We start from the raw sequence: 11,384 nt of genomic DNA, 5'->3' as shown, positions 1-11,384 counted from the left end.
TCGGGCGCCAGGTGCACGGCCAGCCCGCCGGGCGCGTCGCGCGGCACCGGCTGCAGCAGGCCGCCGATGGACGAGAGGCCGATGGCTTGCGCTTCTGCAAAGGCCAGGTAGACGGCGCGCAGCCCTTCGGGCTTCCACAAGGCACGGGCCGCGATCAGGCGCTCGTCGGCCAGCACGGCATCGACCAGCGCGATGTCGCTGCGCGTGCCTGCGGCGCCGTCGATGCGCACGTCGAGCAGCTTGTTGGCGGCCAGCGCCACTTCGGCCGGCAGCCGGCCGGTGGCGTACAGGCCCACCGCCAGGCCGGCCGTGGTGGATTCGCGCAGTTCGGGAAAGGCGTTGTTGGTGCCGGTGGACAGGCCGCACACCGGCACGGTCTCGCGCCAGTCGCCCGTGTTTGCGACCAGCTCGCGCACCACGGCCCGGTGGGTGCCGTCGCCGCCCAGCACGACGATGGCCGCGGCACCGGCCTCGCGCAGCAGGCGGGCGGCGCGGCAGCTGTCTTCCACCGTGGCGACCGGCACCATGTCCAGCATCTCCACCTGCGCCAGCACATGGCCCTGGCGCCGTTCGCGCTCCAGGTGGCGCGCCAGCATGGCGGCCAGGCCTGCGCGGTCCGGCATCATCAAGACGCGCGACACGCCGGTGGCCGCCAGCGCGGCCAATAGGCGCAGCACGATGTTCACGCGGTCCGGCAGTTGCAGGTTGCCGGCATTGGCCACGATGCGCCGGATGTCCCGCGCGGAAACGGGGTTGGCGATCAGGCCGACAACGGGCGATGGCGGTGCGGCGGGGCTTGGCGCATGTGACATGGCCTTTCTTGCGCAACCGCTGTGCCAGGGCGCGGCGCCAATGCGTGTTCCCCTCTGGGAGAAGCGTGCGTGCTACGGGTTTGCCCGCCGGCTGCTGAGTGCTGCGATGTGACAGGTGTCACTGCACGGTGTGACACCTGGCGTGATCCGTGACCGCTTGCCCGTCAGTCAGGATTGATGAATATTTGTTCGCCAAAAAATGAAAGCGTACTAAGATCCCGTCCGTGAAACCCAAGGACGACGAAAAGCTGCGCGCCATTGCCGAAGCCACCTTTGCGCTGGTCGAGCAGACCGGCCTGAGCGGCCTGACCATGGCGGCCATTGCGCGCGAGGCGGGCGTGGCCACGGGCACGCTGTACGTCTACTTCAAGTCCAAGGAAGAGTTGATGGTGGCGCTCTACGAGCAGGCCAAGACCACCACCACCGCCAGCCTCATGCAGGGCGACGACCCGAAGGCGCCGTTTCGCAGCCGCTTCCAGCGCATGTGGATGAACTGGCTGGACTACCGCCTGGCGCACTATGCGCAGGTGGTCTTCCTCGAGCAGTACTACAACTCGCCCTGGTTCAGCGAGGAGAGCCGCAATCTCTCGGCCCGGCTCATCAAGGACTGGGTCGACCTGGTCGAGTCGGCCAAGGCCCAGCAGATCCTGAAGGACGTGCCCACGGTGCTGCTCATCAACAGCTTTGCCGGCTCGGTGCGCGAGACGGCCAACCTGCTGCGCTCCGGCGCGCTGTCTCGCACGGACAAGAACCTGGCCATGGCCTTCGGCCTGTGCTGGGACGGTATCAAAGCTTGAATTCGCTTGACCTGCCCGGCGCGCAGGTCTATTGTTTAACCGAATCAATATTCGCCAATAAGAAGGAAGGCCCCACGTCATGACCACGACCCTGAACATCAACGGCAAGGACCGTCAGGTCGATGCCGATCCCTCCACCCCCATCCTCTGGGCCCTGCGCGACACGCTGGGCATGACGGGCACCAAGTTCGGCTGCGGCCAGGCGCTGTGCGGCGCCTGCACCGTGCACCTGAACGGCCAGGCGATCCGCTCGTGCGTCACGCCAATCTCGGCTGCAGCGGGCCAGAAGATCACCACCATCGAAGCCGTCACCGACGGCAGCGACAAGGTCGGCAAGGCCGTGCGCGACGCCTGGGTCAAGCATGACGTGGCGCAGTGCGGCTACTGCCAGAGCGGCCAGATCATGTCGGCCACCGCCTTCCTCAAGACCGTCGCGCCCGGCAAGCTGCCCACCGAGGCCGAGATCGACTCCGCCATGGCCGGCAACATCTGCCGCTGCGGCACCTATGCGCGCATCCGCGCCGCCGTGTCCGACGCCGCCAAGTCGCTGGCTTGAAGAACAAAGAGGACATCACCATGAACTTCGACCCAGCCACCTTCGAGCTGCCCGCCAACCTCCGTGCGCTGTTGGCGCGTGAAGAGGGCACCGACGAACCCGGCGGCCTGGCGCGCCGCAGCTTCCTCAAGCTCACGGCGGCGAGCGGCTTCGCGCTCGGCGTCTTCCCCGTGGCCGCGCTCGCGCAAGATGCGAACGCCGCCGCTGCCAAGCCGGCAGGCCTGAAGCCGCTGCAGCAGCCGTCGGCCTTCGTGCACATCGAGCGAGACGGCACCACCACCATCACCATCAACCGGCTCGACTTCGGGCAGGGCGTGCAGACCGGCCTGCCGATGATCCTGGCCGAAGAACTCGACGCCGACTGGTCCAAGGTGAAAAGCGTGCACGGCACCAACGATCCGGCCTATGTCGACCCGGCCTTTGGCATGCACATCACGGGCGGCTCGGGCTCCATCAGGAACTCGTACACGCAGTACCGCGAACTGGGCGCCCGCACGCGTGCCATGCTGGTGAGCGCGGCGGCGGCACGCTGGAAGTTGGACGCCGCCACGCTGCAAACGCGCAATGGCGCCGTCATCGGCCCGGGCGGCAAGCAGCTCGGCTACGGCGAACTGGCCGAGGCGGCGATGAAGCTGCCGGTGCCCGACACCGTCAAGCTCAAGGACCCGAAGGACTTCCGCCTGATCGGCAAGGCCACCGGCCGGCTCGACGCGCAGGCCAAGTCCAGCGGCCACCAGAGCTACGGCATCGACATGCGCCTGCCGGGCATGCTGACGGCCGTCGTTTCTCGCCCGCCGGTGTTCGGCGCCAAGGTGAAGTCGGTGGACGACGGCGCGGCAAAGGCGATCAAGGGCGTGAAGGCCGTGCTGCGCGTGCCGCTGGACCGAGGCGCAGAAGGCGTCGCGGTGGTGGCCGACGGCTACTGGCCCGCCAAGCAGGGCCGTGATGCGCTCAAGATCGAATGGGACTCCAGCGCCGTCGAGAAGGTCGACAGCGAGAAGCAGCTCGCGCAGTACCGCGAGCTCGCAACCAAGCCGGGCAGCCGCAAGTACGACGCCGACGTCTCGAAGATCGCGGCCGCCCCGCACAAGATCGAGGCCGAGTTCGTCTTTCCCTACCTCGCGCATGCGCCGATGGAGCCGCTCAACTGCACCGTCAGCCTGGCCGGTGGCAAGGCGCAAGTGTGGACGGGCACGCAGATGCCGGGCATCGACGGCATGGCCGCCGCCAAGGTGCTCGGCGTGGCGCCGGAGAACGTCAAGGTGCACGTGCAGATGGCGGGTGGCGGCTTCGGCCGGCGCGGCCTGCTGACGAGCGACTTCGTGGTGGAGGCCTGCAGTGTCGTCAAGGCGGCGCAGGCCGCAGGCATCGCCGCGCCGATTCGCACGCTGTGGAGCCGCGAGGACGACATCAAGGGCGGCTACTACCGGCCCGTGCATCTGCACACCGCCAGGATCGGCTTCGACGCGCAGGGCCGGGTCGCCGGCTGGGACCACGTCATCGTGGGCCAGTCGCTGCTGATGGGCAGCATGTTCGAGCCGATGATGGTCAAGGACGGCGTCGACGCCACCGCGGTCGAAGGCATGAAGGAGCCCTACGACCTGCCGATGCGCCTCACGGTGCACCACCCCAAGCTCAACGTGCCGGTTCTCTGGTGGCGCAGCGTGGGCTCGACCCACACCGCGTTCGTCATGGAAACGCTGCTGGACGAGATCGCCCGCACCACCAAGCAGGACCCGGTCGCCTACCGCATGAAGCTCATCGGCGACCAGCATCCGCGCCACAAGGCGGCGCTGCAGCTCGCGGTGGACAAGTCCGGCTACGGCAAGAAGAAGCTCGATGCGGGCCGCGCCTGGGGCGTGGCGGTGCACGAATCCTTCAACTCGGTGGTGGCGTATGTCGTCGAAGCCTCGGTGAAGGATGGCACGCCGGTCTTGCACAGCGTGACGGCGGGCGTGCACTGCAATCTCGCGGTCAACCCCAAGAGCGTGGAAGCGCAGGTGCAGGGCGGGGCGCTGATGGGCCTGTCGATGTGCCTGCCCGGCGCCGCCATCACGCTCAAGGACGGCGTGGTGCAGCAGAGCAACTTCGGCGATTTCGTGGTGCCGCGCATCACCGACATGCCGCAGATCGCCGTGCACATCGTGCCCAGTGCCGATGCGCCCACCGGCATGGGTGAGCCGGGTGTGCCGCCGCTGGCGCCGGCGTTCGCGAACGCGGTGGCGGCGATCACCGGCAAGCCGGTGCGGGAGCTGCCGTTCAAGCTGGCTTGAGAGTCCGGCGCTGCAATACCATGCGGCCATGCATGCCTGGTCTCCTTCCTCCTGGCGCCAGCGCACCGCGCTGCAGCTGCCCTCCTACCCGGACCCGAACGCCCTGAAGGACGTCGAGACGCGCCTGGCCGCGCTGCCGCCGCTGATCTTCCCTGGCGAGATCACGCAGCTCAAGAGTCGGCTCGCCGCGGTCTCGCGCCGCCAGGCCTTTTTGCTGCAGGGCGGCGATTGCGCGGAGAGCTTCGACGAGCTGGGCCAGATGCCGGTGGAGTCCACCTTCCGCGTGATGCTGCAGATGGCGGTGGTGCTCACCTACGCCGCCGCATGCCCGGTCATCAAGGTCGGGCGCATCGCCGGGCAGTTCGCCAAGCCGCGGTCGTCCGAGACGGAAACGCAGCAGGGGCTGACCCTGCCGTCGTACCGGGGCGACATCATCAACGGCGCCGATTTCGACGTGGCGGCGCGCACGCCCGATCCGCAGCGGTTGCTGACTGCCTATTCGCATTCGGCGGCCACGCTGAACCTGCTGCGGGCCTTGGCGCAGGGCGGCTTCGCGGACCTGCACCGGGTGCATGGCTGGACGGCCGACTTCGTGCGCCGCAGCCCGCAGGGCGAGCGCTTCGAGGAACTGGCCGACCGCATCACCGAGTCGCTGGCCTTCATGGAGGCCTGCGGCTTCGACGCCGACAAGGCGCCGCAGCTGCATGCGGTGGAGTTCTACACCTCGCACGAGGCGCTGCACCTGCACTACGAACAGGCGCTCACCCGCCACGACGACGGCACGGGCCGTGCCTACGGCGCCTCGGCGCACATGCTCTGGCTGGGCGAGCGCACGCGTGCGATCGACGGCGCCCATGTGGAATTCCTGCGCGGCATCGACAACGCCGTCGGCGTGAAGCTGGGTCCTTCCGCCAAGCCCGCGGATGTGCTCGCCTTGCTCGATGCGCTGGACCCGGACCAGGAGCCCGGCCGCATCGTGCTGATCGCGCGCATGGGCAGCGAACGGGTGCGAGAGGCGCTGCCGCCGCTGCTGCGCGCGGTGCGCGATGCCGGGCGCACGCCGGTCTGGTGCTGCGACCCGATGCACGGCAACACGGTGACTGCGTCCAACGGCTACAAGACGCGGGACTTCGCGCGGGTGCTGGACGAGGTGTGCGGCTTCTTCGCGGCGCACGAGGAGGCGGGCACCTACCCGGGCGGCCTGCACTTCGAGATGACCGGCCAGGACGTGACGGAGTGCCGCGGCGGCGCCCAGGAACTGACCGACGAAAGCCTCGCCAGCCGTTACCGCAGCGCCTGCGACCCGCGCCTGAACGGTTCGCAGAGCCTGGAGCTGGCGTTTCTGATCGCGGATGTGCTCAAGGCGGCGCGCCAGCGCCGCTAGGCTGTCCGCCCGGCTGCGCGGCGCGGGAGCAGCCCGAGCAGCGCATGCGCCCTTCAGTACCGGTTGGAGAAATTGGCGGCCACCCGCTGGCGCAGGTACTCGGCGGCGGTGATGGGCGGGTACTTCGCCTCGGGCCCCTGGATGACCGCTTCCTCGTTGGCCTGGCAGAAGAAGGCCAGGCTGTAGCGCGGCCCCTGGTATTCGTGCGGCAGCGGGTTGCGAACGCGGTGGAAGTTGCTCGGCAGCCGGTCGTCGCTCCAGCGCGTGAGCATGTCGCCGATGTTGCAGGTGATCACGCCTTCGATGGGCGGCACGGGAGTCCATTCCCGCGAGGCCATCTCCTTGCCCGGGAGCACCTGCAGGCCGCCCTGGCCGGCGCGCTGGAACAAGAGGGTGAGGCAGTCGAAATCGGTGTGCGCGCCGGCGCGCCACAGGCCCATCTCGTCCTTGAGCGCGGGATCGACGGCAAAGTAGTGCAGCATGCGCAGCGTGCTCTGGTAGCCCGGCACCGACGGATCGTGCGCGCGGGTGAAGAAATCCGCGTCGAAGCCCAGCTTGCCCGCGAAGCACGAGAGCAGGCGCATGCCCACTTCCCAGCACTGGCGCTCGAAGGCCAGCGTGGCATCCCTGAAGCCGGGCAGCTCGTCCTCCGACGGCCACAACCCGGCCATGCGCGGGCGGGTGACCTGGTAGGACTCCTTCTGGTCGGGTGTGCGGGTGGAGGGGCGGATCTGCGCCTTGTGCTCCCAGCCCGAGTTGCGCGCCAGCGGCCATTGCGCCTTGCGCTCGCGCGGCAGCGCGAAGAAGCGCTCGGCGCGCTCGAAGGCGGCATCGACGTCGGCCTGCGCAATGCCGTGGCCGCTGACCTGGAAGAAGCCGATCTCCACCGCCGCGCTCCAGAGCTGCTCGGCGATCTCGGCGCTGCGCTGCTCGAAATCGGTGATGTCGATGACGCGCACTTCGCGCGCATCGGTTTCCGTGCCTTGCCCGCCCATGCGGGATTCCTTGTCGAGTTCGCCCAGGGTGTAGGGGGCGGGCGTGGAAGAGGGGGTGAAAGAGTTCATGGTTGGGTCCTTGGGTTTGCCTTGTTCAAGAGCAATGACCCACGAAGCCGGCCCGTTCCTTGGTGGAGCAGGGGGCGGCGCGCTGAACGCTTCTACTCTTGCAGCACACGCAAGCAAGACACGCACCAGCCCATCCGCACCCTCGACGCGGCCCTCGCGACGCCATCGTGGTGCGCGGCGAACGCGGCCGCGCCTTGCTGAGCGGGCACCTGCACCAACACGATGCGAGGTGCCCGCGTCCCACCCGCAAGCATGCAGGCACGTCAATTGCATTCGCCCCTGCCCGAGTAGAAGCGTTCAGCCCCGCGCCCTGCGCGTTGCCCGGAAATTGCTCAGTCGTACCCGCTGCGCGGCATCAGCCCGCGGCCGGGTCCATCGTCGATCCAGACCTGAGAGTTCCGCCATGCAACGCCGCCAGTTCCTCGCCACCCTTCCCGCCGCATGTGCCCTTGGCGCACTGCCTCGCGCCCATGCGCAGGGCAAGGCGCTCACACCGCTGAAGTTCACGCTCGACTTTCGCGTGACCGGGCAGACCGGTCCTTTCTTCCTGGCGCAGCAAAAGGGCTACTACCGCGACGAGGGACTGGACGTGACCATCGACGTCGGCGCCGGCTCGGTGGCTTCCATCACCCGCATTGCCAGCGGCGCCTACCAGCTCGGCCTGGGCGACATGAGCGCCCTCATCGAGTTCGCCGCGCAGTACCCCGGCGCGCCCAAGGTGCAGGCCGTCTACCAGTACTACAACCGCGCGCCCTTCGTCATCATCGGCCGCAAGGATCGGGGCATCACCACCGACTTCGCCAGCCTCAAGGGCAAGAAGGTGGCCGCCGCCGCGGTGGAGTCGACCCGCCGCGCCTGGCCCATGGTGGCGCGCCAGCTGGGCCTGCCGCCGGACCATTTCGCCTGGACCACCACCGAGTTTTCGGCGCGCGACAACGTGATGGTGCGCGGCGACGTGGATGCCGCCACCTACTTCCACGACTCGGCCGTCTCGCTGTTCGCGCGCATGAAGCCGCAGGATCTTTCAGTGCTGCGCTACACCGACGCGGGCGTGAACCTCTACGGCAATGCCATCCTGGCGGCCAGCAGCCTGATCGCCGAACGCCCCGAGGTGGTGGCCGCGTTCCTGCGCGCCAGCAACCGCGCGCTGGTGGAAAGCCTGGCCGATCCCGCCGCCGCGATGGCCGCGACGCTGCAGCGCGAACCCATCCTCGAGGAAAAGGTGGAGTCGGCGCGCTGGGCCATCACGGCCGAATACGTGGCGGCGCCCGATACCCGCCGCGACGGGCTGGGCGATGTGCGGCCGCAACTGCTCGCGCAGCAGGTGGACCAGGTGGCGCAGACGCTGGACCTCAAGGTGCGTCCGCAGCCCGAGGCCCTGTTCAACCGCAGCCTGCTGCCGTCCCAGGCCGCGCGCATGCCCAAGGCTTGAGGAGGACCGCCCGATGTCCAGCCTTCTTCTGCCCACCGAATCGCGCCTGGATGAGCGCGACGGCCGCTACCTGCGCCAGGCCATTTCCCTCGCAGACCGGGCCCGCGAACGCGGCAACCGTCCGTTCGGCGCGGTCATCGTCGCGGCCGACGGCACATTGATCGCCGAAGCCTGGAACGCCAACGGCGAGACCGGCGACTGCACCGCGCATGCGGAACTGTCGGCCATCCGCATCGCCAGCCCCAGCCATGCGCGCGACCAGCTGGCGGGCGCGACGCTGTACTCGTCCAGCGAGCCCTGCGTGATGTGCGCCGGTGCCATCTTCTGGTCCGCCATCGGCCGCGTGGTCTACGGCATCGATGCGGTGCGGCTGCGCGCGTTCCGCGGCGAGCGGCTGGACCAGAAGGACGTCGAACTGTCCTGCCGCGACGTCTTTGCCGCCTCGTCGCACCCGATCGAATGCATCGGCCCCGCCCTGGTCGACGAGGCAGCGGCATCCCACGCGGGCGCATGGAAATGAGCAGCGGCGGCATGGCACCGGATGGGTCGACCAGACCACCCGGCCGTGTCTTGTCAACCTTGCAACCGCGCATTCACTTGGCGCGGTAGCCCTTTCCCTGCATGCACAGGTTGCGAAGCTCTTCCTGCTCGGACTTCGGTGTCTTGCTCAGCCGGATCTGGTAGTCGCACTCGGACATGGACGTGATCGCATCTTCCTCGCTGGGGCCCTGCTTGGTGTAGCGGGGCGCGGAGGAGCCGCAGGCGGCGAGCATCAGCGGCACGGCCATGGCGAGACAGGTGGAACGAATAGCGCGCATTGAACGAAGCTGGATGTCAATCGAAGCTTCGAAGGTATTCCGCAGGACAGCGGGCCGGAGCGCGCGCTGTGCGCAATCTGCGGTAGGACAGCATCCCTTGGCGTGAAGGACACCGTCGCTTGACCCGATCCCACTCGCCCCGCGCAGAAGAAAAGAAAGCGGCCAGCCCCGAGAGACTGGCCGCCTTTGGGCTGGACCGGTGTTCGATCAGAACTTGTCGAGCACCGCGCCCGAGCTGGCGCTCGACGCATTGAAGGCGAACTTGGCCTGCACGCCGCGCGTGTAGCGCGGCGCCGGCGGCGTCCAGCCTTCGCGGCGCTTGGCCAGCTCGGCCTCGGGCACGTTCAGTTCCAGCAGCAGCTTGTGTGCGTCGATGGTGATGGAGTCGCCTTCCTTCACGAAGGCGATGTTGCCGCCGGCGGCGGCCTCGGGCGCCACGTGGCCCACCACCATGCCCCAGGTGCCGCCGGAGAAGCGGCCGTCGGTGATCAGGCCCACGCTCTCGCCCAGGCCCGCGCCGATGAGCGCGCCGGTGGGCGCCAGCATCTCGGGCATGCCGGGGCCGCCCTTGGGGCCCAGGTAGCGCAGCACCATCACGTCGCCGGCCTTGATCTTGCCGTCCAGGATGGCCTTGAGCGCGGACTGCTCGTCGTCGAACACGCGCGCCGGGCCGGTGATGACCGGGTTCTTCAGGCCCGTGATCTTGGCCACGGCGCCCTCGGGCGAGAGGTTGCCCTTGAGGATGGCCAGGTGACCCTGCTCGTACATGGGCTTGTCGATGGGGCGGATCACGTCCTGGTCCGCGCGCGGAGCATCGGGCACGTCCTTGAGCGTTTCGGCAATGGTCTTGCCGGTGATGGTCATGCAGTCGCCATGCAGCAGGCCGGCGTTCAGCAGGATCTTCATCACCTGCGGAATGCCGCCCGCCTGGTGCAGGTCCACCGCCAGGTACTTGCCGCTGGGCTTAAGGTCGCAGATGACGGGGGTCTTCTTGCGGATGCGCTCGAAGTCGTCGATGGACCATTCCACGCCCGCCGCGTGCGCGATGGCCAGGAAATGCAGCACCGCGTTGGTGGAGCCGCCCGTGGCCATGATCACCGCCACCGCGTTCTCGATGGCCTTCTTGGTGACGATGTCGCGCGGCTTGAGGTCCTTCTTGATGGCCTCGATCAGCACCTTGGCCGATTCCTTGGCCGAGTTCTGCTTCTCGTCGTGCGGGTTGGCCATGGTGGAGGAGTAGGGCAGCGACATGCCCAGCGCCTCGAAGGCCGAGCTCATGGTGTTGGCGGTGTACATGCCGCCGCACGAGCCGGTGCCGGGAATGGCGTGCTGCTCGATGTCCTTGAGTTCCTGGTCGGTGATCTTGCCAGCGGCGTTCTCGCCCACGGCCTCGAACACGCTCACGATGTTCAGGTCCTGGCCCTTCCACTTGCCCGGCAGGATGGTGCCGCCGTATACGTAGATGGCCGGCACGTTGGCGCGCAGCATGCCCATCATGCCCCCAGGCATGTTCTTGTCGCAGCCGCCGACCACGACCACGCCGTCCATCCACTGGCCGCCGACGCAGGTCTCGATGCAGTCGGAAATCACCTCGCGGCTGACCAGCGAGTACTTCATGCCCTCGGTGCCCATGGCCATGCCGTCGGAGATGGTGGGCGTGCCGAACACCTGCGCGTTGCCGCCGGCTTCCTCGATGCCGGCAATGGCGGCGTCGGCCAGCTTCTGCAGGCCCGAGTTGCAGGGCGTGATGGTGCTGTGGCCGTTGGCCACGCCCACCATGGGCTTCTTGAAGTCGCCTTCCGTGTAGCCCATGGCGTAGAACATGGAGCGGTTGGCGGCGCGCGCCTTGCCTTCGGTGATGTTGGCGCTGCGGCGGTTGATCTGGATCGGCTTGGTGTCCATGGTGGGGTGTCTCTTCAATCGTGGGGGACCCAAAGGGGGAAGGTGGAGTATCGGACTTCTGATTGATTGGTTCCAATCCATTTTTCAATGCCGATTGATATGCTCGGCATATGAAAGAAAGCCAGATCGACCTTCGCGCCTGGCGCCAGTTCGTGGCGGTGGCCGAAGAACTCCACTTCGGCCGCGCCGCCCAGCGGCTGAACATGACGCAGCCGCCGGTCACGCAGGCCATCGCGCAGCTGGAAAAGACGCTGGGCGTGCTGCTGTTCGACCGCACCCGGCGGCGGGTGGCGCTCACCCCTGCCGGCGAAGCGCTGCTGCCCGACGTGCGCGAGCTGCTGGCGCG

The 11,384-nt window shown here is 68.2% G+C and carries 11 protein-coding genes; 7 read left to right on the top strand and 4 right to left on the bottom strand.

Translation table 11 applies throughout. The features are described 5' to 3' along the window. Positions 1-812 (bottom strand): NAD(+)/NADH kinase (locus tag VSO01S_RS24340; RefSeq protein ID WP_068645367.1); only part of this gene is annotated, 812 nt, incomplete at its 3' end. A 224-nt stretch (positions 813-1,036) separates the two neighbouring features. Between VSO01S_RS24340 and VSO01S_RS24335 the strand changes: the two genes are divergently transcribed. From VSO01S_RS24335 to VSO01S_RS24320, 4 genes are all read left to right on the top strand, one after another. Beyond that, positions 1,037-1,609, top strand: coding sequence for a TetR/AcrR family transcriptional regulator (locus tag VSO01S_RS24335; RefSeq protein WP_068645366.1), 573 nt, complete (start codon positions 1,037-1,039; stop codon positions 1,607-1,609). 79 nt (positions 1,610-1,688) lie between these two features. Next, entirely contained in the window at positions 1,689-2,165 is a 477-nt protein-coding gene (locus tag VSO01S_RS24330) for a (2Fe-2S)-binding protein (RefSeq protein WP_068645365.1), read from the top strand. A 20-nt stretch (positions 2,166-2,185) separates the two neighbouring features. Beyond that, positions 2,186-4,438, top strand: coding sequence for a xanthine dehydrogenase family protein molybdopterin-binding subunit (locus VSO01S_RS24325; RefSeq protein WP_068645368.1), 2,253 nt, complete (start codon positions 2,186-2,188; stop codon positions 4,436-4,438). Between the two features lie 28 nt (positions 4,439-4,466). Continuing rightward, positions 4,467-5,822 carry a class II 3-deoxy-7-phosphoheptulonate synthase gene (locus tag VSO01S_RS24320; RefSeq protein WP_068645364.1) on the top strand — a complete coding sequence of 452 codons (1,356 nt, stop codon included), beginning with the start codon at positions 4,467-4,469 and terminating at the stop codon, positions 5,820-5,822. Positions 5,823-5,875: 53 nt separating this feature from the next. Here VSO01S_RS24320 and VSO01S_RS24315 read toward each other — a convergent pair whose 3' ends face one another. After that, entirely contained in the window at positions 5,876-6,886 is a 1,011-nt protein-coding gene (locus VSO01S_RS24315) for an isopenicillin N synthase family dioxygenase (protein WP_068645363.1), read from the bottom strand. A 403-nt stretch (positions 6,887-7,289) separates the two neighbouring features. On the opposite strand from VSO01S_RS24315, the gene VSO01S_RS24310 reads away from it, so the two are divergent. Together VSO01S_RS24310 and VSO01S_RS24305 are read left to right on the top strand one after the other, a co-directional pair. Beyond that, positions 7,290-8,318, top strand: a complete 1,029-nt coding sequence (locus VSO01S_RS24310) for an ABC transporter substrate-binding protein (protein ID WP_068645362.1) — start codon at positions 7,290-7,292, stop codon at positions 8,316-8,318. A gap of 13 nt (positions 8,319-8,331) precedes the next feature. Beyond that, entirely contained in the window at positions 8,332-8,838 is a 507-nt protein-coding gene (locus tag VSO01S_RS24305) for a nucleoside deaminase (RefSeq protein WP_068645361.1), read from the top strand. 73 nt (positions 8,839-8,911) lie between these two features. Here VSO01S_RS24305 and VSO01S_RS24300 read toward each other — a convergent pair whose 3' ends face one another. Together VSO01S_RS24300 and ilvD are read right to left on the bottom strand one after the other, a co-directional pair. After that, positions 8,912-9,136, bottom strand: coding sequence for a hypothetical protein (locus tag VSO01S_RS24300; protein WP_153305408.1), 225 nt, complete (start codon positions 9,134-9,136; stop codon positions 8,912-8,914). A 207-nt stretch (positions 9,137-9,343) separates the two neighbouring features. Continuing rightward, the gene (gene ilvD / locus VSO01S_RS24295; protein ID WP_068645359.1) at positions 9,344-11,038 is read right to left on the bottom strand and encodes a dihydroxy-acid dehydratase; all 1,695 of its coding nucleotides are present in this window, start codon (positions 11,036-11,038) and stop codon (positions 9,344-9,346) included. Between the two features lie 110 nt (positions 11,039-11,148). On the opposite strand from ilvD, the gene VSO01S_RS24290 reads away from it, so the two are divergent. Then, on the top strand, positions 11,149-11,384 hold a 236-nt coding region (locus tag VSO01S_RS24290), incomplete at its 3' end, for a LysR family transcriptional regulator (protein ID WP_153305407.1).

This window comes from Variovorax soli NBRC 106424, from assembly GCF_001591385.1.
Taxonomy (GTDB): Bacteria; Pseudomonadota; Gammaproteobacteria; order Burkholderiales; family Burkholderiaceae_C; genus Variovorax; species Variovorax soli.
Note: the sequence above shows the minus strand (reverse complement) of the source record. Positions and strands in the feature narration are given on the sequence as shown.